Below are 25,801 nucleotides of genomic sequence, written 5' to 3' on the forward strand. Positions count from 1 at the left end.
GGCAAAGGCGGCCGGCCGCGCAGGCGCGTGCCGCACGGCCCGCCACAGAAAGGGAACCTGCCGATGTCCACCTCCCGTCTCGTCGACCGCCTGCGTTGGGTCGTCCCCCTGGGCTTCGCCCTCAGCATCACCGCCGGCATGCTGGTGCTGGTGCCGCCCCCGGCCTACCGCTTCGGCGCCCTGTCCCTGGCGGTGGCCTTCACCGGCCTGAAATGGGGCGCCATGCTCGCCATCGTCGGCATGGTGCTGTCGCTGCTGGGGGCGATCCTGGTCCGGCCGGGCAGCGGCCGGCACGGGTTCGGCTTCGCCCTGGTCGGGCTGCTGCTGGGGGCTGCGGCCTTCGCCGGCCCGTTCAGCCTGCAGCTCAAGGCCGGCCAGGTGCCGATGATCCACGACATCAGCACCGATACCGCCAACCCGCCGGCCTTCGTCGCCGCCCTGCCGCTGCGCCAGGGTGCCGCCAACCCGCCGGACTATGCCGGGCCGGAGGTCGCGGCCCAGCAGAAGGCCGCCTATCCCGATCTGGCGCCGCTGACCCTGCCGCTGGCCCCGGCCGAGGCCGTGGCCCGGGCCACCGAGGCCGCCAGGTCCCTGGGCTGGGAGGTCATCGCCAGCGAACCGGCCGCGGGCCGGGTCGAGGCCGTGGCCACCACCGCCTGGTGGGGCTTCAAGGATGATGTGGTCGTGCGCGTCGCGGACAATGGCCAGGGCGGCAGCCTGATCGATGTCCGCTCGAAGTCCCGCGTCGGCAAGAGCGATCTGGGCGCCAACGCCGCCCGCATCCGCGCCTTCCTGGCCAAGATGAAGGGCTGATGGCCGCGAACCGGGGGGCGGGGATCACCCCCCGGCTGGTCCCGCGCCCCGGTCTCAGACCGGGAAATTGTCCAGCAGGCGGACGCCGCCCAGCCGCGCCACGCAGAGGACACGGGCCGGCCCGTCGATCCGCTCCACCGGCTCCAGGCTGGCGGCATCGACCACCGCCAGATAATCCACCGCCTCGAATCCGGCCGCCAGCAGGGCCGCCATCCCCTCCGCCGCGGCGGCGTCCACCACCGCCGGATCCCGGCGCAGCCGCTCCACCACCCGGTGCAGGGTCCGGTTCAGCGCCAGCGCCGTCTGCCGCTGGGCCGGGGTCAGATAGGCGTTGCGCGACGACAGGGCCAGCCCGTCGGCATCACGGACGATGGGAACGCCTTCAATGGCCACGGGGATGTCCAGATCCGCCACCAGCCGGCGGATGGTCTGGAGCTGCTGGTAATCCTTCTCGCCGAAGCAGGCCACGTCCGGCAGGCACTGCAGCAGCAGCTTGGTCACCACGGTGGCGACGCCGCTGAAATGGCCGGGGCGGGCCGCCCCTTCCCAGCGCCGGGTCACCGGACCCACCTCGATGCTGGTGCTGAAGCCGGCGGGATACATGGCCTCCACCGTCGGCGCGAACAGCAGATCGCAGCCGGCCCCGGCCAGCTTGGCGGCATCGCCGGCCTCGTCGCGGGGATAGCGGCTGAAATCCTCCGACGGCCCGAACTGGGTGGGATTGACGAAGACGCTGGCCACCACGCGGTCGGCCATGCTGCGGCCGTGCCGGACCAGGGTCAGGTGCCCCTCATGCAGGGCCCCCATGGTGGGAACCAGGGCGACGCGCAGGCCCTGATGACGCCATGCGGCCACGGCGGCGCGCAGATCGGCAACGGTACGGACAATCGGAAGCGACATGGGATGGAATTCCCGTTGATCGGCGGACGGCGCATGGACCCGCCACGACCGGAGCGGTCGCCAGACCCTGCACCGTGGGCTGACCTAGGCCAGCCCGGCGCGCCCCGCAAGCCCTAATCCGCCAGACGGCGGCGCAGGACCGCCATCAGCCAGCCCAGCACCGGCAGCCGCTCATACAGTTGCCCGGCGGCATCCCAATGGTCCACATGGCTGACCACCTGCCCGGCATGGTCGAAGCGCACCTCCGACATGCCCTCGATGGTCCAGGGCTGCGGCTGGCGCCTGGCCCGGAAGGAGAAGCCCCAGCGCAGATAGGCGGTCTGGCCGCTGACGGCATGGTCGCGCACGATGAAGCGCGGCTGCTCCACCCGCTGGAACATGGACAGGAACACCTGCTTCATCCGGTCGCGGGAGCGGAACTCGTTGAACGGGTCCTTGAAATGGACATCGGGCACGGCCAGCCGATCGAGCCGTGCCACCGTTTCCGGCCGCAGCTCCTGATAAAACCGGACATAGCCGGCCACCGCCTCGTCCACAGGCACGCGATCGGTCATTTTGGCTGGGTCCTCCTCACCAGCGTGAAATACAGCGGATAGGGAAGGCACCGCAACCGTCGCAGCCAGAAGGTGAAGCGCCGCGGGAAGCTGATCTCGAACCGGTCCTGCCCCAGCGCGTCGACCAGCCGCAGCGCCGCCTGCTCCACCGGCATCAGGAACGGCATCGGGAAGTCGTTCCGGTCCGTCAGCGGTGTCTTGATGAATCCGGGCGTCACCAGCTGCACCTTCAGCCCGAAACGCTCCACATCCAGCTTCAGCGATTCGGCCAGATTGATCAGCGCAGCCTTGCTGGCCCCATAGGCCAGGGACCGCGGCAGCCCGCGATAGCCGGCCACACTGGACACCAGCACCAGCTGGCCCAGGCGCCGCCGGATCATGCCCGGCAGCAGCGCCTCCAGGCACTGGGCGCTGCCCATGAGATTGACCTCCACCGTCTGCCGGAACGCCTCGGCCGAGAAGGTGCGCGCCGAATCCGGCACATAGGTTCCGGCATTGAGCACGGCCAGGGCCACGGGTCCATGCTCAGCCTCCAGACCGGCGACAGCCGTCCGGACGGCGGCCGGGTCGGTGATGTCCAGCGGCAGCGGCAGGATGCGCCCCGGCCCCCCGGCCCGGCGGGCCAGATCGGCCAGCACCTCCCCCCGGCGGGCGCTGGCGGCCACGGTCCAGCCGCGGGCGGCCAGGATCAGGGCCACATGCTCGCCGATGCCGCTGGAGGCACCGGTCACCCAGGCGATCCCGTCGGTCGGCGTGGGCGTGCGGGGATGGGTCATGACGGGGGCTCCAGGCCAAGGGACAGTTGTGGGGGACCGGACGGTGGCGGAACGGGTTCGGCGCCTGCCGCCTGGGCAGTGAAGAAGCGTGCCGCCTCGGCCCGCATGGCCGCCAGCTTCTCCCCATCCATGCGCTCCAGCGTCTTGTAGACCATGGCCATGCGGGGGTTGCCGGCCAGCCGGCCGCGGTTGCGGGCGATGAAGTCCCAGTAGAGGAAATTGAAGGGGCAGGCGCCGTCCCCGGTGCTGCGCGTCACGTCGAATCGGCAGTGCCGGCAATGGTCCGACATGCGGTCGATATATTTGCCGCTGGCGGCATAGGGCTTCGACCCCAGCAGCCCGCCATCGGCATGCATGACCATGCCGTGGACATTGGGCAGCTCCACCCATTCATAGGCATCGGCATAGACGGCCAGATACCAGTGGGCCACCGCCGCCGGGTCGGCGCCATAGATCAGGGCGAAATTGCCGGTGACCATCAGCCGCTGGATATGGTGGGCATAGGCCTCCCGCCGCGTCTGGCCGATGACGGCGTCCAGGCAGCCCATGCCCGACCGCCCCGTCCAGTAAAAGTCCGGCAAGGGCCGGTGGCTGTCCAGATGGTTGCTCCTGGCATAGTCCGGCATCTTAAGCCAATAGATGCCCCGGACATATTCGCGCCAGCCCAGGATCTGGCGGATGAAGCCTTCCGCGGCGTTCAGCGGCGCCCGCCCGGCCCGGTATTCCGCCTCCACCGCCCGCACCACCGCCTTGGCATCCAGCAGCCCGCAATTGAGATAGGGGCTGATGACGGCATGGAACAGCGTCTCCTCCCCCTCGGCCATGGCATCCTGGTAATCGCCGAAGCGGGCCAGACCATGGCGCAGGAAGTGCTGGAACACGGCATCCGCCTGCGCCGCGGTCACGGCGAAGCCGAACGGCTCCAGATCGCCGAAATGGTGACTGAAGCGCCGCCGCACCAGCGCCAGCACGTCGCGGGTGATGTGGTCCGGCAGGAAGCGCAGGCGCGGCGGCGGCGACAGCCCCTGGGGCAGTGCCTTGCGGTTGTCGGCATCATAGTTCCACTGGCCGCCCTCCGGCTCGCCGTCGGGGGTCAGCAGAACACCGTGGGTCCGGCGCATCTCGCGGTAGAAGAACTCCAGGCGCAGCTGGCGCCGGCCATCGGCATGGGCCCGGAACCGGGCCGGCGTGCAGAAGAAACGGTCATCCTCCCGGATCTCCACCGGCAGGCCGAGCTCGGCCTGCCACGCCCGCATCATCTCCAGCACCCGCCACTCGCCGGGAAAGGTCAGTTCGATCCGGCGCGGCCGGTGCCGGTCGATGGCCCGGCGCAGTTCCCCGTCAAGGCTGCCGCTGTTGCCATCAGCGTCCAGGCGCACATAGTCCACGTGCACACCCGTGCCGGCCAGTTCTCCGGCGAAATGGCGCATGGCGCTGAACAGCAGGGCGATCTTCTTGGGATGGTGCGGGACATAGCCCGCCTCCTGCATGACCTCGGCCATCAGAACCACGTCGCAGTCCCGGTCCAGCCCGCGCAGGCTGGCAAGCGACGGGGTCAGCTGGTCGCCCAGGACCAGCCGCAGCGTCCCGATCCCCGCCATGGCTCAGCCGCGCCAGCCCGGCAGCGGCAGCGCCGCCTGCCCTGGCCCGATCAGCCCCGGCGGGTCGAGGACATAGGCGATATCCTGGCCCTTGGCCGCGAAGGCCAGCTTCACCCAGGAGTCGTGGCTGTCGTACCAGATCTCGATGGCGTCGGTGGCGCCGGGCTTGTTGGTCAGGATCTGGATGATGTGATGCCGGGCCTGGATCGCGGTGCCGCCCGCCTCGATGGTCTCCTGCCCGCGGTCGTCCAGCCGCACATCCATCAGCAGACCCCGCTGCGTATCCAGCAGCTGTGTCGCCTGCAGGGTTGCCACATTCCAATAGCTGGTGGGGATGATGTCGGCCGGCGCCAGCACGGGGCCGCTGCTGCTGTCCACGGCGAACCCGTCGGCCGTGGCCGCGCCTCGCACCCAGAAGGCCTTGCCGTCATCGTCGGTCCGGGTCTCGATCGACACCAGCCGTCCTGCCTCCCAGACCTCGCGGTTGGTGTGGCGATAGCGGTAGGCGGTGATGAAGGCCAGCGTCACCTCGAAGGCGATCTCCTTTTCCATGATCAGCCGCTCGCCCTCACGGCGGAAGCGCAGCCTGTGGCTGCCCATGGGGCTGTCGCCATTGCGATAGACGGTGAAAGGGATCTCAGCCGATGGCGGCACCGCGGCGGCGAGGCCGGACCGGGGCAGCAGCACCCAGCCACCCAACCCGGCGATCCCCAGCAGCAGATCACGGCGCGACGGCATGGGCGCTCCTTCCTCCTCCAGCCAACACCTGAACAAACTGGACCATCGCGCCCCGGCGGCAAGAGGCGCATGGACGGGACTTAGCCTTTCGTCCGCAGTGTGCCGCGTCCGCCATCGACGCCCAGCACCTGACCGGTGATCCAGCTGGACTCCGGCGACAGCAGGAAGGCTGCGGCGGCCGCGCAATCATCGGGTTCACCCAGGCGGGGCAGCGGGTGCATGGCAGCGATGCCCTGGGCCATGCTGGCGCTGGCCAGCAGAGGTGCAGCCAGCGGTGTGCGCGTCAGCGATGGTGCCAGCACATTGACCCGGACATGGGGCGCCCATTCCGCCGCCAGCGACCGGGCCAGCCCGGCCACGGCGCCCTTGGCGCTGGCGATGACGCTGTGGTTGGGGAACCCCTGCTCCACCGCCACGGTGCTGAACAGCACGACCGACCCCTTGGCCGCCTTCAGGCCCTTTTCCGCCGCCTGCAAGGCGGTGACGGCGCCCAGAAGGTTCAGGCGGAAGGCATCAAGGAAGTCGGCCTGACCGGCCGCTTTCAGGGGCTTGATGACGATGCTGCCGACGCAATAGACCAGACCGGCGATCCCACCGCCTTGGTCCGCCGCCGCCACTGCAGCGGACAGCGCCGCGTCGTCGAACACATCGGCCACGGCATGGCCGGAACCGAGGCCGGCCGCCAGCGGCCCCAGCGTGTCGGCATTGCGCCCGATCAGGAACAGGTCGCGGCCGGCCGTGCCCAGCCGGCGCGTCAGGGCTTCCCCGATCCCGCCGGTGGCGCCGATGATGACGATGGGTGCGGCCATGGCTCTGCCTCTCTTTCCGGTCGGTCCTCCCCCAGAGCTAGGGCGATCCCGGCAAAGGTCCAGACGCCATCTCGGCCCCTGACACCTCGCCGGCGCAGACAGGACCGCCCATCTGTACTAGGCTCGGCCCCCAGTGCTTCCAGGTGCAACCGCCCATGACGACCAACCACACGGCCAGCCATACGGCCCACCAGCGGGCCGACCATGATCATGCCCCGCATGGCCATGACCACCATTCCTGCGTCGCCACGGCGCTGAGCCGGGCGCGGCAGATCTGTGCCGCGCGCGACGTGCGGCTGACCCCACAGCGGGAGCGGGTCCTGGAGCTGGTCTGGTCCAGCCACCGGCCGCGTGGCGCCTACGACATCCTGGAAGACCTGTCCCAGGACGGGCGCCGTGTGGCTCCCCTGACCGTCTACCGCGCCCTGGATTTCCTGCTGGAGCAAGGGCTGGTCCACCGGATCGAGAGCTTGAACGCCTTCGTCGGCTGCGCCGATCCCGGCCACGCCCATGCCGGCCAGTTCCTGGTCTGCGAGCGCTGCGGCGAAGCGACCGAGCTTTCGGCACCGGAGGTCAGCCAGGCCATCGCCACCGTGGCCGCCAGAAGCGGTTTCGCCGTCAGCCGGCAGACGGTGGAGGTCGCCGGCCTGTGCCCGGCCTGCCAGGGCAAGGCATGAGCATGGGCCAGCGCGCCCCGGGGAATATCCCCAGGCGCGGTATGGTTGCTCCTGTGTCGCGGCTGCCCTGCTGCGGGTGGCATTGCCTGCGGCGGCTCCTCATATAGAACGGAACCATGATCAGGGCCGGTGCAGCCCGCACCGCCCCCCCGGACCATTCCCGGAAACCAGCGGACCCCCGATGACCGACGCCACCCCGCCCGCCCCGCCGCCCCGCCTGCCGATCTCGGTGCTGACCGGCTTCCTGGGCAGCGGCAAGACCACGCTGCTGTCCCGCCTCATCCGCGACCCCGGCATGGCCCGCACCGCCGTCATCATCAACGAGTTCGGCGAGGTCGGGCTGGACCATCTGCTGGTCAGCAAGGCCGACGAGAACACGGTGCTGATGGATTCCGGCTGCCTGTGCTGCACCATCCGCAGTGATCTGGCCGAGACGCTGCGCGATCTTTATGTGCGTCGCCTGCGCGGCGAGGTCACCGAGTTCGACCGCGTGGTGATCGAGACCACGGGTCTGGCCGACCCGGCGCCGATCCTCCATACGCTGATGACCGATCCGCTGATCGCGTCGCGCTTCCGCCTGGACGGCGTCGTCACCACGGTGGATGCGGTGCACGGCATGAAGCAGCTGGACGACCACGAGGAGTCGCTGAAGCAGGCCGCCGTGGCCGACCGCGTGGTGCTGACCAAGACCGATATCGCCGACAAGGCCGTCGTGGCCGCCCTGCGTGACCGGCTGGCAGCCCTCAATCCCGGCGCGCGGCAGGTGGACGCCCAGACCGACACCGGTCTGCCGGTGCTGCTGTTCGATGCCGGCCTCTACAATCCCGCCACCAAGTCGCTGGACGTGCAGCGCTGGCTGAAGGCGGAGGCCTATGAGGAGGACGGGCACGGGCACCACCATGGGCATCACCATGGTCACGGGCATGACCATGACCATTGTGATCATGAGCACGGTCACTGCGACCACCATGATCACGATCATGACCATGGGGACCATGCCGGCTGTGACCATGAACATGGCCATTGCACCCATGACCACCATCATCACGACATCAACCGGCACAACGATCACATCCGGTCCTTCGTCATCACCCATGAAGCCCCGCTGCCCTGGGATGATTTGGTCGGCTTCTTCGAGACGGTGGCCAAGCTCCAGGGCGATAACCTGCTGCGCGTCAAGGGCCTGCTGAATGTGGAGGAGGCGGATCGCCCCATCGTCATCCACGGTGTCCAGCACCTGTTCCATCCGCCGGTGCAGTTGGAGGCCTGGCCGACGGACGATCACCGCACCCGGATCGTCTTCATCGTCAAGGATCTGACCAAGGACACCATCCAGGCCCTGTTCGACGCCAGTGTGCGTAAGGCGGCCTGAACTCCCACTCCTTCGCCCGGCCGACGGCGGCTCCTGGTATCCCGGGGCCGCCGTTGCTTTATGGGGGATCAGAGTCCCGCCTGCCCGGTCAGGACCAGCCACAGCAGAGCAAGCGCAATGGACGCCAGGGTCATCGGCACGCCGCAGCGTGCATGGTCGAGGAAGCCCAGGCGGACGCCCTGGGCCGCGGCCCGCTCCGCCACGATGAGATTGGCCATGCTGCCGGTCAGGAACAGGTTGCCGGCCAGGGTGGACAGCACGGCCAGGGCATAGAGCGCCCCCTCCGGCGGCTGCGGCCAGACCTGCATCAGCAGGATGACCGCCGGCACATTGCCGATGCTGTTGCTGGCCAGAAGCGACAGCGGCGTCAACAGCGACAGACGCTCCAGCCCCCAGCCGGCCGCGGCCAGATCGGCCATCGCCGCCCCGGGCAACCCCGTATCGGCCAGGGCCCGGGTGACGACGAACAGGGCGGCGAACAGCAGCAGCAGATGCCAGTCCACCAGCCCCAGCATGTGGCGGCTGGAGAGGGAGCGGCTGACCAGCATGGCCGCCGCCACCGCCAGCACCCCCTGCTCCTTCGGCAGGGGCGAGGCGAACAATCCCAGCAGCACCAGCGTACCAAGGACCGCCTTGCCCAACTGCCACCGATCCGGGGCCACGCGGGGCAGCGCTGCCTGCGGCGCGTCCGCCAGGCGCAGACGCCCACGCCAGACCCAGGCGACCGTGCCCTGGACACAGAGCAGGCCCAGCAGGGCCGGCACGCCGCAAGCGGCCAGGAAGGGCCAGAATTCCAGCCCACCCACCTGCCCGATCAGGATATTCTGCGGATTGCCGATCAGGGTGGCCGCCGATCCGGCATTGGCCGCGCCGGCCAGCGCGATCAGATAGGGCCGGGGATCAAGGCCGCGGGCCGCCAGCCCGCTACAGAGCAGCGGCGTCATGGCGAACACCACCACGTCATTGGCCAACACCGCCGACAGGCCGCCCCCGGTCAGGACCACCAGCCCCAGCAGGGCCTGCGGGCTGAGGGCCGCCTGCGACACATGCAGGGCGCACCAGCCATAGAATCCTGCCAGTTCGAACTGGGCCGACAGGATCATCAGTCCCAGCAGGATGAACAGGGTGGGAAAATCGACGGCCGCGATCAGCGCGGCCTCATCCATGGCGCCGGAAACCAGCAGCAGGATCGCCCCCAGGAGCGCGATGCCGGTGCGGTCGATCTTCAGTCCCGGAAACCGCCCCAGGCCCATCCCGACATAGACAAGGACGAAGACGAACAGGATCAGAGAGGTCATCGGGACGCTGATGTATTCCGGAATGGCCGACCAGCCCTACGCGCTTCGGGCGCATCCTGCAAGCCGGGGATCAACGCTCCCGCAGGCCGACCAGATCCTCATCCAGGGCGGAACCGTCGAAGGTCGGCAGGGCTGCAACCTGCTCCGCACGCATGGGCAGCGTCACCGTATCGGCACCCGCATCGAGATCGGCCGGCTTCCAGGGCAGGCGAATGCGCCTCTCACCCAGGCCAAGGAAGCCGCCCGTGGCAACGATGATCGCCTCCACCTCCCCACTGCGACGGTTCCACAGGACATCCTCGATCTCGCCGATCCCCTCTCCGTCCACGGATTGCACCAGCTTGCCCACCAGATTTTCGGCCAGCGCGGCATTGGCCACAGGCGCGCTGGCGGTGCCGGACAGGCTCCCGTCCGCCGCAGCCGCGGACCCCGGCATCAGCAGAAGGCTCACGGCCAGCCAACCGGCACGGTGGCGGGAGGACATGTCATTGCCCTTTCAAGGCCGTCATGCCGGCGGCCATCTGATCCTCGTCCCAGGTGGGAGCGGCCTTGAACTCGGCCTGGTCCATCTGGATGCGCACCTGATCCTGTCCAGGCGCGACCTGAGCCTGGCTCCAGGGCACCTGGACCTTGCGCGCCCCCAGGCCGAGAAATCCGCCGGTACCGATGATGGCCGCCTGGATCTGGCCGGATTGCCGGTCGATCAGCAGATCGTCGATCTCGCCGATCTCTTCGCCATCACGTCCGATCACGGTCCGTCCCAACAGGGACTCACGGTCTTCCCCGTCCGCCTGGTCGGAAACCGCAGCCTGATCGGACAATGCCTGATCGATCTTCTCCTGTCCTGACGGCGCCGCTGCCTGCTGCCCGCCCGGCGGGACAATCGTCACCTCGGCCTGCCCCTGCCGTTCAATCGTGACCTGCGGTTCCGCCGGTTGCACCTGGACGGTGGCGCGGTCGGTGGCGCCCTGGCCAGCCGTGCTCGTCTCCTGTCCCGCTGCGGGCAGGACACTGCCCGCCAAAAGGGCGGCGCCGGCGCAGATCCCGGCCCAATCCTGCATCCGCATGATCCTGCTCCCCCGATGGATACCCTTGACGCCGGCTATTCAACCCTGACGGCGGGGTTCAGTTCCCCTTTGGCACTCCGCCCGGCTGGCTCTGCCCCACCATCGGGTCCTGCGGGTTGGCCGGCTTATAGGGTGCGGCCGCCCGCAGCGCGTCGGCACTCTGCCGGCTGGTCAAACCGCCGCCCGCCGACTGGATCTCACTCCAGGGCAGCAGGATCTGACGCCCGTCCTGGCTCAGGGTGACAACGGCATGGGTGATGTCGCCACTGGCCGGGTTCAGCAACAGGTCCTCGACGCTGCCGATGGCCGTGCCGGCCGCATCCTGGATCGGCCGGCCGAGGATGCCGCCGATGCCGGTTTCCGATGGTGCTTGTTGCTGTTCACCCGTCGCTGCCGTCTCCGCCACCGGCTCCTGGTCCGGCGGGGGCGCTGTGGGTGCTTCCGACCCCGCATTGGCCCGCTCGTTTGCCATGGCCGCCTCATCCGCTTCCTGCGGTCGGACGCCGACATCGCCCATGACGGGGGCCACAGCCTCGGCTCCTTCCTCGGCCGCCGCTGCCGGACCAGCGGCGGCCGGGTTCCCCAGCAGGGTCGCCAACTGATGATCCGCCTGCCCAAGGGCAGAGACAACGGCCAGACGTCTGTCCCGGTCGGCGCCGGCCTGTGACAGTGCCATCCTGGCCTGCTCCAGGGCGGACAATGCCTCGGACTGGGCCGGGGACTGCGCGGAAGATGCGTGCAGCGCGGCCGCCGCTCGATCAAGGGCCGTTGTTGCCTCGGTCCGGGCCGCATCGGCACGGGCTGCGTCGGCCGGCTGCGCCGTCCGGTCGGCAAGACCGGCGAAAGAGGCGGCAGCCCTGGCCAGGGCCTGACGGGCCGCTTCGATGGACGCAGGCGGCATGGTGGCACGCTCCACCGGCGGGGCGGGCTGTGGCTGATCCGCCGGGATCGGCGATGTCGGCACAGGTTCTGGCTGCCCCTGGGCGCGACCTGGCCCGGCGGCCAGACCAGGCGCAAGCAGAAGGCAAAAAGTCGACAGGACAACCGCGGCACGCGACATGGGAACGGCTCCGGCAGGGCGGGACAGACAGCAGTCTTCCGCTTCAACCGGTCGTCGGAACCGGGGTTCCCTGCGGGGCTACGCCATCAACCGATGGGGGCCCAGGACTCAGGCCGCTTCACTCTCCAGGCGCAGCATATCGATACAGGAACCCTCGCGGGCGGCGAAGGCACCGGCGAACGATTGGCGGGCCTCCCGCTCGATCGCCGCCATCGCCTGATCGTCGTGGTCGGGATCATGGTGGAACAGGCAGAACTGCTTCACCCCGGCCAGACGGGACAGGCGGACACCTTCGTTCCAGGTGGAGTGGCCCCAGCCGATGCGGGCGGCGAACTCCTCCTCGGTGTAGCTGCTGTCATAGACGACCAGATCCGCCCCTTCGATCAGGGACAGGATGTTCTCATCGGTCTGACCGGGAATATGCTCGGTGTCGGTGACATAGCAGAAGGCCTTGCCACCATGTTCGATGCGGTAGCCGACGGCGCCCCCCGGGTGGTTCAGGGGTGCCGTGCGCACCAGAAGACCGCCGCCGAAATCCAGAATGTCGCCGGTGCGCAGATTGTCGAAGCTCAGCTTGGCCCGCATGGTGGTCAGCGGAACCGGGAACAGCGGATTCTCCATGCAGGTGGTCAGCACCTCGCCGATACAACTGCACCCCTTGAGGTCGCGGGCAACCACTCGCAGCGAAAAATCCGGACGGTAACCGGGCTCGAAGAAGGGAAAGCCGTTGATGTGGTCCCAATGGGCATGGGTCATCAACAGCGTGGCCTCCTTGACGCCTTCGCGCAGGAACTGCTTGCCCAGGGAGCGCAGGCCCGTACCGGCGTCCAGCACCAGCACTTTGCCAGCCGCCCGGATCTCCAGACAGCTGGTATTGCCGCCATACTGCAGATGCGTCGGCGACGGGCAGGGAAACGTGCCACGCACGCCCCAGAACTTGACGGTGAACTCCATGCGCGCCCCTTGACCCGGCACAATGCCGCGTCCTGTCATATCCGAGGCCGCCTGTTACACGCAGGCAACCAACCGGAAATGTTCCGCAATGTAAGGCGAGACGCCACAATCTTGTGTGACGGGGCGCACAGGGAGCAATGCTTACCCGCAGGTCTGCCTTTCACACCACCCCCTTGGCGCTGGCAGGGACGATCGCCAGGGGCGATGTGCCCTCAGGCCAGACGATGGTCCAGGCGCTCATCCTGCAGGCCGGCCGGTTCCTGGTGGATCGTGATCTCCGCCGTCGGAAATGCAGCCCGCACCTTGGCTTCGATGGCATCGGTGATGTCATGGGCCTGGGCCAGGGTCATGCCGGGGTCGAGTTCCAGATGGAATTCGATATGCTGGCCGATGCCGGTGGAGCGGGTGCGCAGATCATGCATTCCCCGGCATTCGGCATGGCTCTGGACAATGTCCATGATGTGGCGGCGATCGGTGTCGGGCAGTTCCCGGTCCATCAGCACGCCCAGGGCTTGCACGACGATACGGCTGGCCGACCAGGCCAGGAACGCGGCGATCCCCAGGGCGAACAGCGGGTCCCAGTACGGCCAGCCGCTGAGATCGGCCAGCAGCAGAGCGACGATGACCGCCAGATTCATGAACAGGTCGCCGCTGTAGTGCAGACTGTCGGCGCCGATGGCGATCGACCCGGTCTGTCGGATGACCCAGCGCTGGAACAGAACCAGGGCGAGGGTCAGCACGATGGCAAAGACCATGACGGCGATGCCGATGCTCGTGGCGCCCACGGGCTCCGGTGAATTCAGGCGTCGGACCGCCTCATAGCCCAGGAACAGGGCCGAGCCGCAGACGAACGCCGCCTGCGCCAGCCCGGCCAGCGGCTCGGCCTTGCCATGGCCGAAGCGGTGATTGCGGTCGGGCGGCTGCAACGCCCGCGCGACCCCCAGCAGGGTCACCACCGAGGCCAGCAGATCGACCGAACTGTCGATCAATGAGGACAGGATGGCCACGCTGCCGGTGGCGAGATAACTGGCAAGCTTGGCCCCGATCAGGGTCAGCGCCACACAGACGCTGACCCAGGTTGCACGGCGGCGCCAGACATCGGCCGTCGGCACGGAGGACATGCCGATGCTCAGGGATAAAGACGGCCGACCACCCACCCCGGCCCCTCACGGCGGAAGGTGATGCGGTCATGCAGGCGGAACTGTCCATCCTGCCAGAACTCCACATAGTCCGGCAGGATACGGTAGCCGGACCAGTGCGGCGGACGCGGCACGTCCCGCCCCTCATACTGACGCTCCAGGTCGGCGATGCGGGCCTCCAGCGTGGCCCGGCTGTCCAGCGGACGCGACTGCTGCGAAGCCCAGGCCCCGATCTGGCTGCCCCGGGGGCGGGTGGCGAAATAGGCATCCGCCTCCGCCGGGGTCACCGGCTCGACGGCGCCTTCGATACGGACCTGCCGGCGCAGGCTCTTCCAATGGAAATTGGCGCAGGCGACCGGCCGTGCGGCCAGATTCGTGCCTTTCCGGCTCTCGGTGTTGCCATAGAAGACGAAACCACGCTCATCCAGCCCCTTCAGCAGGACGGCGCGGACCGTGGGACGCCCGGCGGCATCGACGGTGGCCAAAGCCATGGCATTGGCATCGTTGACTTCAGCGGCTTCCGCCTCCTGCATCCAGGTACGGAACAGCGAAAAAGGTTCGGTGGCGGTATCCAGGGACATGGTCGTGATCTGCGTCATAGTTACGCCCGATTTGTCGAGCAGGATAGGCAGCATTACATGGTTGTCCATGCCTTGGCCCGCATGGCTGTGTCCGACCCGCAGGGACGATCCGACGCAGCCGGAATTGGGGAGGCGAGTGAAAGAGGCGAAGACATGATCCGCAAGTTCCTGGCCGTCACCATGATGGCCGCCCTGCTGGCCGGCTGTTCGACGACCGGCGGCGAGAAGCAGACCGGCGGCGCCCTGCTCGGCGGCCTGGCCGGCGGCGTGGCCGGTTCCCAGCTCGGCGGCGGCAAGGGCAAGCTCTGGACCACCGGTGCCGGCGTCCTGCTGGGTGCCCTGATCGGCTCAGAGGTCGGCGCCTCGCTCGACCGCGCCGATCAGGCGGCACTGGATCGCAACACGCGCACGGCGTGGAATCGCTCGACCCCGCTGAACCAGCCGATCGTCTGGGACAATCCCAACAACGGCAACCGCGTGATCGTTACCCCGACCCGCGAGGGCACCAACAGTGCCACCGGCGGGTACTGCCGCGAGTTCCAGCAGACCATCATCGTCGGCGGCCGCAGCGAACAGGCCTATGGCCAGGCCTGCCAGCAGCCCGACGGCAGCTGGAAGATCGTCAGCTGACGGTTCCGCTGGCAGACACGATCCGACTGCACAGAAGGCCCCGGTCGCTGGACTGGGGCCTTTTTCTATCTGCCCCGCATTTTGTCTCCGTGACGGGCTGGACCTTTACCGGTTCGGGCGATAACGATTGTCTGATCCTCTCCACCGCTTGACCCCGCAAGGCGGCAGCGTAGGATGCGCCAACCAAACTCCTATTGCTTGTGGTGACCATGCGCGATCCCTACCAGATTCTTGGTGTCGGGCGGACAGCCTCCGCCGAGGACATCAAGTCTGCCTATCGGCGCCTGGCCAAACAGTATCACCCCGACCTCAATCCGGGCCGGGCCGATATCGAGCATAAATTCAAGGATGTGAACGCCGCCTATGGTCTGCTCTCCGACGCGGAGAAGCGGGCCCGGTACGATCGCGGCGAGATCGACGCCAATGGGACGGAGCGGCCGGACCGGTCATTCCGCCGCGCCTATGCCGGCGCCGGTCCCCGGGACGAGTCCTTCAAGTTCGAGGACGATCCCTTCGCCGATTTCTTCGGGACCGGTAAGCGCCGCTACGGCAGCAGTGCCGGGGTCAAGGCCAAGGGCAGCGACGTCGCCTATTCGGTCACCGTACCCTTTGCCGAGGCCTGTCTCGGCACCCGGCGGCGCCTGCAATTGTCCACCGGCAAGAGCATCGATGTGGTGGTGCCGCCCGGCACCCGGGATCAGACCAAGCTGCGTCTGAAGGGCCAGGGGCTTCCCGGGTTAGGCGGCGCTGGCGCCGGCGACGCCATCGTCGAGGTCCATGTCGATGCCCATCCCTATTTCACACGGCGGGACGACGACATCCATATGGACGTTCCTGTTACCCTGCAGGAAGCGGTTCTCGGCGCCACCATCAAGGTTCCCACACTGGACGGGCAGGTCGCCGTCAAGGTCCCGAAGGGATCGAACACGGGGACTTTGCTGCGCCTGAAAGGCAAAGGCGTTCCCGCAGCCGAGGGCAAGGGCAGCGGTGACCAGTATTGCCGGCTGGTGGTGGTGCTCCCCGACCGGCCCGATGCCGACCTGTCCGCCTTCGTCGAAAAATGGGCCAAGAACCACGATTACGACGTGCGGCGCAAAGCCGGACTCGGTTGAAGGATCAAACATCATGTCGCCCCCCGCCCCAGCCATCCTCGCCCTGCTCCAGACAGGCTTGGCCGCTCAGAAGGCGGGGCGGCTTGACGAGGCCGAGCGCTGTTTCCGCCGTGTCCTGGCGATGGCCCCCGGCAATCCCGACGCCCTGCAACTGCTCGGCCTCCTGGCGAAAGCCGCCGGTCGGCTGGAGGTGGCCGCGGACCTTATGCGGCAGTCCCTGCGCTCCAACCGGCACCAGCCCCATGTTCTGAACAACCTGGGCAATATTCTTTTAGATCTCAATCAGCCAGAAATGGCCCTTGCTCAGTACCGGAGCGCCACTCAGATCAAGCCTGATTATGTCGAGGCCTGGTTCAACCAATCCGAAGCCTTTGGCGCAATGGGCGACTACGCCCAAATGGAGAAGGCGTTGCGCCGCGTCTTGGATCTGCACCCAGGCTATGTTCCAGCCATCACCAATCTCGGCTCTCTCCTCAACACCCATGACCGCGCGGAAGAAGCGGAAACCGTCCTCCGCTTCGGCCTGTCCCTGAAGCCACGGGCGCCGAAACTTCTGAATAATCTTGGTTTGACGTTGAAGCACCAGGGCCGCTATGAGGAGGCGCTGCTCTGCTGGCAGGAAGCTGTCACCTCTGCCCCTGCCGAAGCCGCAATCTGGCTCAATTTGGGCAACGGCTTGGCCGTTCTCGATCGGCATGAAGAGGCCGTGGACGCTTACCGCCATGTGCTTGCTCTGTCGCCTCGTGACAGAAACGCGCATGCCAACTTGAACAAGCTGCTTTGGCGCTTGGATCGCACAAGTGAAGTCTTGGCCTCCTACAGACATCTCAAAGGCCGCTATCCACATGACGCATCCGTGCTGGAGATGTCGGCTGAAGCGGCGTCGCACTTCAATGCAGTAGATGAGGCCTTGACGGATGCTGCGGCAGCAGAACGGTTGGAGCCATCCAATCCGCAGATTTTGCGCACCGCGGGTTATGTGCTCTTGACTGCTGCGCGGCCGCAGGAAGCTCTGGCGAAATTCGAGAAGGCACTCGGGATTCTTCCAAAATCCCCCCCATTGCTTCGGGGCGCTGCTGAAGCAGCGCTGCGCATGGGGCAGGTTGAAACCGCACTCACCCATGCGAGAAGCCTGACAGAAATTTCCCCCTATGATCAAATGGGGCTGGCCCTTGAGGCTCTCGCCCTAAGATTACTGGGCGACCCCAGCCAGACTATTCTTAATGATTACAAAAATTGCGTTGCAGTCGTCGACATAGAGCATCCCCCGCCTGGATACGACAGCATGGCAGCGTTCAATGCCGCCCTGGCACAGACGCTGGCCAGCATGCACACGACGCGACAGGCGCCTGTGGATCAGACGCTGCGCAATGGCACACAGACGACGGAAAACCTGTTCGGGCGCCGTAATCAGCCCGCCATCATCCAGCATCTGCGCGGCTTGCTGATGAACACCATTGGCGGAATAGTTGCGCGCTATCCAGATGATCCGACCCATCCATTTCTCGGCAGAAAATCAACGGCCCTGAAGATCAGCGGGTCATGGTCCGTCCGTTTGCAGGATCAAGGCTTCCATCTCGACCATATCCACTCGGCAGGCTGGATCAGCGCCTGTTACTACGTGGTGGTTCCTGATTGCGCCGGGGATCCAGAGGCACGCCAGGGCTGGCTGAAGTTTGGAGAGCCAAATCTGGGGCCGGAATTACGTCTTCCCTACGCCCACGCCGTGCAGCCCAAACCCGGGCGCCTTGTCGTTTTTCCATCGTATGTCTGGCACGGCACCATCCCCTTCCACAGCGCCCAGCATCGGATGACGGTCGCTTTCGATATTGTTCCAGTCTGAAGCCACACGACATCCTAGCCAGGACGAGAGGAACATAGGGCGACAGCGCCTTGTCCGCACGGGCGTCAGCCGATCACACCGCCGTCCGCATTGGTGGTCATTGGCATGGGCAGCGGACACAAGGGATACCTGCAAAGCCCCCATCGCCGTGTCGATTTCCGCGCTCTGCGCCTCCGGCACAGCATGAAAAAGGCGGCGCACGAACCGGGCGCCGCCTTTCCAGTCAAAAGAGAAGATAGGGCGGCGGGACCGCCCTATCCCTGTCCTTAGAACTTCGCCGTGACACCGGCGAAGAAGCGACGACCGACCACGTCGTAGACAGACGGGTCCGTATTGTCCTGGACGTTCGGCGTGTAGAGACGCGGCTTCTGATCGAAGGCATTCACGATGCCACCGCGCAGCGAGATGTTCTCCGACACATCATAGGTCGCGTTCAGATCGAAGTACCAGGTGGCCGGGACGCCACCGGCCGTGCCGGAGCCATCGCGGACCTGACGATGTTCCATCGCACCGATGTAGCGGGCACGCACCTGTGTCGTAACCGGGCCATAGATATGCGTGGTGGTGAAGGTTCCCTTCCACTCCGGAATGGCATCGCCGATGGACGTGCCGATGGAACCGGCATATTCCAGGAACGCGTCGCCCGGCAGCGCCTGCTCCTTGAAGGTGTCAACCCAGGTGCCGACGAAGTTGAAGCCGAGCCGGCCGAGATCGCTCGGCAGGTCCGCGGACCAATCAAGCTGAACGTCGATGCCCGACGTCTTGATATTGGACAGATTGGCCGATGTCTGCTGGACATCCTCAATCGACCCGTCAAAACCACGACGCTTGAACAGCTGGCAATAGAAGTTATTCGCTGCAAAACTCGGGTTATCCCCGTTCGAATTGAAGCAGCGGGGGATGCTCAGCTCCGCATCGATCGAGGAAATCGCGTCCTTGACCTTGATGTTATAGTAATCGACCGACAGGGTCAGATTGGCAAGATACTCGTTCTGGAACGGCGAGTTGAGGACCGTGCCAATCGTGAAGGTGTCCGCCTTTTCCTCGGAGAGATTGGGATTGCCGCCGACCAGCGCATCAACCTGATCGTTGGACTGTTCATAGCTGTCGATCAGGCCTGCCGGCACGCCCTGGGCCAGGCAGAGCGCGCGAACGGCGGCAGCATTGGCACCAGTACGATAGGAGGACCCGACATTGCAGGGATCAAGGACCTCGGGATTGTCCTCATCCTGCGGCGAATACAACTCACCGATGTTCGGCGCGCGGACGGCACGCTGATAAGAACCGCGGAGCCGCAGCAGATCATTGACCTCCCAGCTGCCCTCCCCCTTGTAGCTGCTGAAGGTGCCAGCCGCGGAGTGATCGGAGAAGCGGTAACCGGCCGTGACACTGACCTGCTTGGCAAACGGCAGATCAGCCAGCAGCGGCACATAAAGTTCGCCGTAAAGGTCCTTGTTTTCAACATCGCCATTGAGCGACTGCTGCGCGTTGAAACCGGAGACATCGCCGGACGCCAGGACAGAGTCGGCCTTGAAGTCGTAAGTTTCAGCCCGGTACTGACCGCCCAGCGCCAACCCGACCGCACCCGCGGGCAGCTCGAACAGATTGCCCGTGACGTTCAGTTCCACCACATCCTGTTCGATGGTGGTGGTGTTCTTCGCCGTCACCTCAACATACTTCCGGCAGGCTTCAGAGATCGCATTGAAGCCAAACGGATTGTACCCTCCTTCGCAGAGGCTGGCGCCACCATCAGCAGCCGTCAGCAGGGACTGGACGGCATTATACGAGACGTTGCCATACTGGGTTTCGGTGGTGCTGACACGCCCCGTTGCCGCGTAGAAGTCGTATTTCCAGCTGTTGATACCGGGGATATCGCCACGGAAGCCGCCCAGGACCTGGAATACGTTGTTCTCGTATTCCGAGATGCGGGGGCCAACCGTGTTGAAGCGAGTCAACAGCGGGATGTCGGCTGTGGGATTGGCACGACCGGCCGCCAGCGCAGCAAGGTCCGCCGGAATGAAGGGGTTCGTGACGGGCACGAAGAAGGACCCCTGGCTTCCGGTCGGTGCCGGGCTTGGCGCCAGCTGAGTCTTGGAGTTGTAGTTGGTGAAGAAGCCAGAGGCATAGGCTTCGATATAGTCGTTGATCTTGTAGCGGGAGGTGCCGGCAATGTTGACCCGCTCCAGCGGCAGGATCAGGGCGTTCTCCGGCTCGAAATTATAGCTGACGCGCTTATCACCACCATTGCAGCTACCGTCGAGGATGCAGGTCGACAGCTGGCTGGGATCGACCTTGACGTTGAACGGCGCCGGGGCGCTGCTGCTGTGGCTGATGCTGAACAGGCTGCCGTCGGGATTGAAGCTGTAGCGGTCGTTTCGCGACACCGTGCCCGAGCTGTAGCCGGAATATTTACCGAACACGGAATCGACCGCAGCCTGGGTCGGAGCGTTGGCGCCGAACACCACCGAGCCCCAGGGCAGGTAGGAGGTGGTGGAGGTGGCCTGGGACGTGAAATCGCGCTCGCCCTTGCCCAGCCGATCACGCTCGGAGTAGCCGATGCTCAGGGTCGTGTTGCCTCGGCCCTGGGCAAAATTGCCGCCGAGCGTGACATCGGCCGATTTCTCCTTGGCGTCGCCCTCACCCGAAATGCCGTACTGCAGGTTGGACTCGATGCCTTCGAAATCATCCTTGAGGATGAAGTTTACCACACCGGCAACGGCATCGGCACCGTACACGGCGGAGGCACCGCCGGAGATGACCTCCACGCGGTCAACCAGCGCGCCGGGAATGGTATTGACGTCCACCGACATGCTGGAGTCGGAGCCAATCATCCGGCGACCGTTGATCAGCACCAAGTTACGGTTGCTGCCAAGGCCGCGCAGATTGATGTTGGCACGACCGCCGGCTGAGGGGTTGTTTGATGTCGTGGTCGCGTCCGGCACGACCTGCGGCAACTGATTCAACAGGTTTTCCGCAGTCAGGGAGCCGGTCTGCTGGAACTGCTCGGCGCCGACGGTCGACAGCGGGCTGTCAGACACAAAGTCCTTGCGCGCGATGCGCGTACCGGTGACGACGATTTCGTCCAGCGATCCCGTATCCTGGGCAAGTGCCGGCACAGCGATGGCGCTGAGTGCGGCACCTGCCAGCAGGGCGGAGCGAGCAGCGTTGCGCTTCCAACTCTCAATGATCATGAAGCCAGTTCCCCTGTTTTACGCGTCTTGTCGACGTCGTTCTGAATACGGACGCGCCCTGGCCACTGGCTAAGGTGACCGAAGATACGCCCATTGTTCGCGCCAGCAGCGTACACCGCGCATGGCAGATGATTCGAATTAGCAGAGAAGATCCGGCACACGCAACGGCGCGCGGATACAGTCGGGGCTTTATTGCTCACCACCGTTGCATTTTTGCACAGAATGTCAGCATCGGCGCAGAAACAGTTCCGAAAGTGCCAATTGGGCGTGCAGATATCTGGCGCCGATACAGGCAATCCGCTGATAGAATGGGCACATGCGGCGGTCAGCCGCGCGGAGGCGTCTCGTCGGTGTTGAAGAGTTCGGCAACCGGACAGGCCAGGATTCGGCTATCCGCCGTCTCGGCCTGCTCGAACAATGTGGCCAGCCGGTGCTGCCATCCCGTCTCCAGATGTCCGACCGAGCGCAGGTTGCCGCGCAGCCCCAATCCCAGGCTGTGGCGGAGATCGTCGATGGTGGCCTGGTGCAGGTCACGGGTGGAGACCCAGGTCCCGCGCGCCGTGCGCTCCACCCAATGGGCGGCGCGCAATTGCTCCAGCATACCGTCGATGATGGCGGCGCCCACGGGGATGACCCGGGCCAGATGCTGGCGGCGCACGCCCACGCCCAGCCGGGCCGCCCGCTGCAGTTCGCCCAGGATGGCGATGGCGATGACGATGCGCTGGGCCGACAGCAGCCCCTCCGGTCCGCCCTGGGTGATCTTGCCGGCCCGCCATTCCGGCAGCACGGCGGTGATCTCCGCGCCGAACAGCACGATCGACCAGACGAGGTTCAGCCAGAGCAGGAAGATCGGCACCGCCGACAGGGCGCCATAGATGGTCTCATAGGTGGGAAACGCCGTGATATAGAGGGCGAAGCCGATCTTCGACAGCTCCATCAGCAGGGCGGCGGCCAGACCGCCGGCCAGGGCATCCTTCCAGCCGACATCGCGGTTGGGAATGGTCAGGTACATCAAGGTGAAGGCCGCCGCCTCGAACAGGCCCGGCATCAGGAAACGCAAGCCCCCGATGGCCTGGCTGCCGAACAGGTGCATGTCGGTCAGGATGCTGGAGCTGACCGACATGCTGGCCCCCAGCAGCAGCGGCGCCATGGTCAGTACGGCCCAGAACGACAGCAGCCGCACGATGATCGGCCGCGGCTCGCTGGCGCGCCAGATGGCGTTGAAGGCCCCCTCGACCGAGAAGAACAGCAGGATCGAGGTCACGGCCAGACCGATGGCGCCAAATCCGGTCAGGGCGGCGGCATTGGCCATGAAACTGCTAGCATAGCTCTGGATCTGCTGGCCGACCGACGGCACCAGGAATTCGAACAGCAGGGTCTGCGCCTGATCCTTCAGGCGGCTATAGGCGGGAAAGGCCGTGAAGATGGCGAAGGTCAGGGTCAGCAGCGGCACCAGCGCCAGCAGCGTCGTATAGGTCAGCGAGGCGGAAGCCTGGAAATCATTGTTGCGCCAGAAACGGCCGCCCGCATGCAAGAGGATGGCGCCGCCGTCCCGCAGACGGCCGGGAAGGTGCCGCAGCCCCTCCCCGACCCCCGCCAATCGCGTGGCTGCGCGGCTGCGGGGGCTCATGCCCGCCTCCCGCGTTTGACCGGGCATGGCATTCGTGTAGGATGCGCGCCGTTTTTCCGACCCCCCCCGCTGCGCGGTCCGGCCGTCGCCGGGGAGGATCGACGCGGAGAAGAAGAGATGACCGAGACCACCCCGGCCCCGCTGATGGCCGGCAAGCGCGGCCTGATCATGGGCGTCGCCAACGACCGTTCCATTGCCTGGGGCATTGCCCAGGCCGCACATGCCCATGGTGCCCAGCTGGCCTTCACCTATCAGGGCGACGCCCTGCTGAAGCGCGTGCGCCCCCTGGCCGAGCAGGTGGGGTCCGACCTGGTCCTGCCCTGCGATGTCACCGACGAGGCCAGCATCGACGCGACCTTCGCAGCCATCAAGGAGAAGTGGGGCGGTCTGGACTTCGTCGTTCATGCGATCGCCTTCTCCGACAAGAACGAACTCGACGGGCTGTATCTCAACACCAGCCGGGCCAACTTCGCCCGGACCATGGACATCAGCTGCTACTCCTTCACGGCCGTCGCCCAGCGCGCCGTGCCGCTGATGGGAGCCGGCGGCAGCCTGCTGACGCTCAGCTACTATGGCGCCGAGCAGGTGATGCCGCACTATAATGTCATGGGTGTCGCCAAGGCGGCGCTGGAAGCCAGCGTGAAGTATCTGGCCAACGACCTGGGGCCGCAGGGCATCCGCGTCAATTCCATCTCCGCCGGCCCGATCAAGACCCTGGCCGCCAGCGGCATCGGCGATTTCCGCTTCATCCTGCGCTGGAACGAGCTGAACGCGCCGCTGCGCCGCAACGTCACCATCCAGGAAGTGGGCAACAGCGCCCTGTTCCTGCTGTCCGACCTGGGATCCGGCGTCACCGGCGAGAACCTGCATGTGGATGCCGGCTATCACACCGTCGGCATGGCCCGCGTCGACACCGCGGCCGAGACGGGCGCCCTGCTGGCCAGCATGACCCCGTCCGCCGGCTGACGGACGGACCGGCGGGCGCAGCGGCGCCCGCCCCTACCCTGGAGGCCCGGCCGATGGCAGGCAATTCCTTCGGCACCCTGTTCCGCTTCACCACCTTCGGCGAAAGCCATGGCCCGGCCATCGGCTGCATCGTCGACGGGGTGCCGCCGCGCCTGCCCCTGGACGAACCCTTCATCCAGGCCTTCCTCGACCGGCGCAAGCCGGGCCAGTCCAGATATGTGACGCAGCGGCGCGAGCCGGACCGCGTCCAGATCAAGTCCGGCGTGTTCGAGGGGCTGACCACCGGCACGCCGGTGATGCTGTTCATCGAGAACGAGGATCAGCGCTCGAAGGATTACGGGGACATCAAGGACAAGTTCCGCCCCGGCCATGCCGACTACACCTACTGGGCCAAGTACGGCATCCGCGACTATCGCGGCGGCGGGCGCTCCAGCGCCCGGGAAACTGCCAGCCGCGTCGCCGCCGGCGCCGTGGCGCGCCGCGTGCTGGAACTGGCGGGAACACCGGTGCTGATCCGCGCCGCCCTGGTCCAGATCGGCGCCCGCCGGATCGACCGCAGCCGGTGGGAGTGGGCCGAGGTGGAGCGGAATCCGTTCTTCTGCCCGGATGCGGAAACCGCGGCACTCTGGGCCGGGGATCTGGACGAGCTGCGCAAAACCGGCGATTCCGTCGGCGCCGTGGTCGAAGTGGTGGCTTCGGGCGTGCCGGCTGGCTGGGGCGAGCCGATCTATGACAAGCTCGACAGCGAGCTGGCCGCCGCCATGATGAGCATCAATGCCGTCAAGGGCGTGGAGATCGGGGCCGGGTTCGCCGCCGCCGCGTTGACCGGCATCGACAATGCCGACGAGATGCGGATGGGGCCGGACGGCCAGCCCCTGTTCCTGTCGAACCATGCCGGCGGCATCCTGGGCGGCATCAGCACCGGCCAGGACATCGTGGTCCGCTTCGCCGTGAAGCCCACCAGCTCCATCCTGACCCCGCGCCAGACGCTGGACATCCATGGGCAGGAGACGGAAATCGTCACCAAGGGCCGGCACGACCCCTGCGTCGGCATCCGGGCGGTGCCGGTGGGCGAGGCCATGATGGCCTGCGTCCTGGCCGACGCCTTCCTGCGTCATCGGGCCATCGCCGGTGACCGCTGACCCCCTGCCCCCGTCGTCACGCCTGGTCGCCATCGATTTCGAGACGGCCAATGAAAGCCGGGCCAGCGCCTGCGCCATCGGTCTGGCCTGGATCGAGAACGGGCGCGTCGTCCGGACCGAGGAGTTCCTGATCCGGCCGCCGGAACTGCGCTTCACGCCGTTCACCATCGCGGTCCATGGCATCCATCCCGACGATGTGCGCGACGCACCGGAATTCCCCGAGATCTGGCTGCGTCTGTTGCCCGATCTGGACGGTGCCTTGCTGCTGGCCCACAATGCCAGCTTCGACATGAGCGTGCTGCGCGCCATGCTGCAGCAGTACGGGCTGTGGGTACCGGAGCATTCCTTTCTCTGCACGCTGGTGGCGGCCCGCCGGCTCTGGCCCGATCTCGCGCGGCACAAGCTGAACTATCTCGCCTGGCATTTCGGCATCGAGCTGGACCATCACAAGGCCGGCAGCGACGCCCAGGCCTGTGCCGAAATCGCACTCCGCGCCATGGAGCATGTGGGCGCTGCCGATATCCGGACCTTGGCGGCAGCCGCAGGCCTGGCATTCGGCAGTCTCACCGAAGGGACACCCTGCCGCCTCCGCTCTCCGGTCAAAACGCCCCGCGACAGCGGCACATCCCGAGCCGGGCGCGCACCGCTTCCCGCGGTTCGGACCGATCCCGTCCTGCAGGGACGGCACATCTGCTTTACCGGCGCTCTCGCGAGTCTGACTCGCGGCGAGGCCGAGTCCCTGGCTGTCAGAGCCGGATTGCAACCCCAAAGTAGCGTAACCCGGCAGACGGATTTCCTTGTGGTGGGTCGCGCCCGTGACACCACCAAGCTGATGCGGGCACGGGTCCGTCAGGCCGTGGATGGACGCCCTCTGCTTCTCGACGAGGCGGAATTCCGCGCTCTGCTTGGACTTTCGACCGACAAGCTGGCAGGCAGAATCCCGTAACA

At 66.6% G+C, this 25,801-nt stretch carries 24 protein-coding genes; 9 read left to right on the forward strand and 15 right to left on the reverse strand.

Annotated elements, in window-relative coordinates:
• Positions 1 to 63: 63 nt before the first annotated feature.
• Entirely contained in the window at positions 64 to 813 is a 750-nt protein-coding gene (locus tag DK368_RS16485; RefSeq protein WP_114395075.1) for a DUF1499 domain-containing protein, read from the forward strand.
• 54 nt (positions 814 to 867) lie between these two features.
• On the opposite strand, the gene panC is transcribed toward DK368_RS16485, so the two are convergent.
• The 6 genes from panC to DK368_RS16515 form a co-directional block, all read right to left on the reverse strand.
• Complete coding sequence (gene panC / locus DK368_RS16490) at positions 868 to 1,713, reverse strand: pantoate--beta-alanine ligase (protein ID WP_114395076.1); 846 nt, start codon at positions 1,711 to 1,713, stop codon at positions 868 to 870.
• 113 nt (positions 1,714 to 1,826) lie between these two features.
• A complete protein-coding gene (locus tag DK368_RS16495; protein WP_114395077.1) occupies positions 1,827 to 2,267 on the reverse strand; it encodes a nuclear transport factor 2 family protein in 441 nt (146 codons plus the stop codon).
• Positions 2,264 to 3,043: an SDR family NAD(P)-dependent oxidoreductase gene (locus DK368_RS16500; protein WP_114395078.1), complete on the reverse strand. Its 780-nt coding sequence runs from the start codon at positions 3,041 to 3,043 to the stop codon at positions 2,264 to 2,266. The genes DK368_RS16495 and DK368_RS16500 overlap by 4 nt, the downstream gene beginning before the upstream one ends.
• Positions 3,040 to 4,644, reverse strand: coding sequence for a cryptochrome/photolyase family protein (locus DK368_RS16505; protein ID WP_193552308.1), 1,605 nt, complete (start codon positions 4,642 to 4,644; stop codon positions 3,040 to 3,042). The genes DK368_RS16500 and DK368_RS16505 overlap by 4 nt, the downstream gene beginning before the upstream one ends.
• Before the next feature lie 3 nt (positions 4,645 to 4,647).
• Positions 4,648 to 5,382, reverse strand: coding sequence for a DUF6134 family protein (locus DK368_RS16510; protein ID WP_114395079.1), 735 nt, complete (start codon positions 5,380 to 5,382; stop codon positions 4,648 to 4,650).
• An 80-nt stretch (positions 5,383 to 5,462) separates the two neighbouring features.
• Positions 5,463 to 6,191 carry an SDR family NAD(P)-dependent oxidoreductase gene (locus DK368_RS16515; RefSeq protein ID WP_114395080.1) on the reverse strand — a complete coding sequence of 243 codons (729 nt, stop codon included), beginning with the start codon at positions 6,189 to 6,191 and terminating at the stop codon, positions 5,463 to 5,465.
• Between the two features lie 155 nt (positions 6,192 to 6,346).
• Here DK368_RS16515 and DK368_RS16520 point away from each other — a divergent pair, with 155 nt between their 5' ends.
• A complete protein-coding gene (locus DK368_RS16520) occupies positions 6,347 to 6,868 on the forward strand; it encodes a Fur family transcriptional regulator (protein ID WP_114395081.1) in 522 nt (173 codons plus the stop codon).
• Positions 6,869 to 7,049: 181 nt separating this feature from the next.
• On the forward strand, positions 7,050 to 8,240 hold the full coding sequence (locus DK368_RS16525) for a CobW family GTP-binding protein (protein WP_114395082.1): 1,191 nt from the start codon (positions 7,050 to 7,052) through the stop codon (positions 8,238 to 8,240).
• A 68-nt stretch (positions 8,241 to 8,308) separates the two neighbouring features.
• On the opposite strand, the gene DK368_RS16530 is transcribed toward DK368_RS16525, so the two are convergent.
• The 7 genes from DK368_RS16530 to pdxH form a co-directional block, all read right to left on the reverse strand.
• Positions 8,309 to 9,538 (reverse strand): SLC13 family permease, encoded by a 1,230-nt coding sequence (locus tag DK368_RS16530; protein ID WP_114395083.1) that lies wholly within the window; start codon positions 9,536 to 9,538, stop codon positions 8,309 to 8,311.
• A 70-nt stretch (positions 9,539 to 9,608) separates the two neighbouring features.
• A complete protein-coding gene (locus DK368_RS16535) occupies positions 9,609 to 10,022 on the reverse strand; it encodes a PRC-barrel domain-containing protein (RefSeq protein WP_114395084.1) in 414 nt (137 codons plus the stop codon).
• Between the two features lies 1 nt (position 10,023).
• A complete protein-coding gene (locus DK368_RS16540) occupies positions 10,024 to 10,605 on the reverse strand; it encodes a PRC-barrel domain-containing protein (protein ID WP_114395085.1) in 582 nt (193 codons plus the stop codon).
• Between the two features lie 58 nt (positions 10,606 to 10,663).
• Positions 10,664 to 11,506, reverse strand: coding sequence for a PRC-barrel domain-containing protein (locus DK368_RS16545; protein WP_114395086.1), 843 nt, complete (start codon positions 11,504 to 11,506; stop codon positions 10,664 to 10,666).
• 267 nt (positions 11,507 to 11,773) lie between these two features.
• Complete coding sequence (locus DK368_RS16550; protein ID WP_114395087.1) at positions 11,774 to 12,619, reverse strand: MBL fold metallo-hydrolase; 846 nt, start codon at positions 12,617 to 12,619, stop codon at positions 11,774 to 11,776.
• 212 nt (positions 12,620 to 12,831) lie between these two features.
• Positions 12,832 to 13,740, reverse strand: coding sequence for a cation diffusion facilitator family transporter (locus tag DK368_RS16555; RefSeq protein WP_114395088.1), 909 nt, complete (start codon positions 13,738 to 13,740; stop codon positions 12,832 to 12,834).
• 8 nt (positions 13,741 to 13,748) lie between these two features.
• A complete protein-coding gene (gene pdxH / locus DK368_RS16560) occupies positions 13,749 to 14,339 on the reverse strand; it encodes a pyridoxamine 5'-phosphate oxidase (protein WP_240002542.1) in 591 nt (196 codons plus the stop codon).
• Positions 14,340 to 14,492: 153 nt separating this feature from the next.
• Here pdxH and DK368_RS16565 point away from each other — a divergent pair, with 153 nt between their 5' ends.
• The 3 genes from DK368_RS16565 (at position 14,493) to DK368_RS16575 (ending at position 17,924) form a co-directional block, all read left to right on the forward strand.
• A complete protein-coding gene (locus tag DK368_RS16565) occupies positions 14,493 to 14,969 on the forward strand; it encodes an RT0821/Lpp0805 family surface protein (RefSeq protein ID WP_114395090.1) in 477 nt (158 codons plus the stop codon).
• Between the two features lie 209 nt (positions 14,970 to 15,178).
• Positions 15,179 to 16,081: a DnaJ C-terminal domain-containing protein gene (locus DK368_RS16570; RefSeq protein ID WP_114395143.1), complete on the forward strand. Its 903-nt coding sequence runs from the start codon at positions 15,179 to 15,181 to the stop codon at positions 16,079 to 16,081.
• 13 nt (positions 16,082 to 16,094) lie between these two features.
• Positions 16,095 to 17,924, forward strand: coding sequence for a tetratricopeptide repeat protein (locus tag DK368_RS16575; protein ID WP_162306069.1), 1,830 nt, complete (start codon positions 16,095 to 16,097; stop codon positions 17,922 to 17,924).
• Positions 17,925 to 18,190: 266 nt separating this feature from the next.
• On the opposite strand, the gene DK368_RS16580 is transcribed toward DK368_RS16575, so the two are convergent.
• Positions 18,191 to 21,115: a TonB-dependent receptor domain-containing protein gene (locus DK368_RS16580; protein ID WP_114395092.1), complete on the reverse strand. Its 2,925-nt coding sequence runs from the start codon at positions 21,113 to 21,115 to the stop codon at positions 18,191 to 18,193.
• A gap of 325 nt (positions 21,116 to 21,440) precedes the next feature.
• On the reverse strand, positions 21,441 to 22,745 hold the full coding sequence (locus tag DK368_RS16585; protein WP_114395093.1) for a YihY family inner membrane protein: 1,305 nt from the start codon (positions 22,743 to 22,745) through the stop codon (positions 21,441 to 21,443).
• Between the two features lie 117 nt (positions 22,746 to 22,862).
• Here DK368_RS16585 and fabI point away from each other — a divergent pair, with 117 nt between their 5' ends.
• From fabI to DK368_RS21670, 3 genes are read left to right on the forward strand one after another with little or no spacing between them, the layout of a single operon-like run.
• Entirely contained in the window at positions 22,863 to 23,711 is an 849-nt protein-coding gene (gene fabI, locus DK368_RS16590; RefSeq protein WP_240002538.1) for an enoyl-ACP reductase FabI, read from the forward strand.
• A 53-nt stretch (positions 23,712 to 23,764) separates the two neighbouring features.
• Entirely contained in the window at positions 23,765 to 24,853 is a 1,089-nt protein-coding gene (gene aroC / locus DK368_RS16595) for a chorismate synthase (RefSeq protein ID WP_114395094.1), read from the forward strand.
• Positions 24,843 to 25,799 (forward strand): exonuclease domain-containing protein, encoded by a 957-nt coding sequence (locus tag DK368_RS21670; protein WP_162306070.1) that lies wholly within the window; start codon positions 24,843 to 24,845, stop codon positions 25,797 to 25,799. The genes aroC and DK368_RS21670 overlap by 11 nt, the downstream gene beginning before the upstream one ends.
• Positions 25,800 to 25,801 lie beyond the last annotated feature (2 nt).

This window comes from Oleisolibacter albus (assembly GCF_003336875.1).
Classification (GTDB): Bacteria; Pseudomonadota; Alphaproteobacteria; order Azospirillales; family Azospirillaceae; genus Niveispirillum; species Niveispirillum album.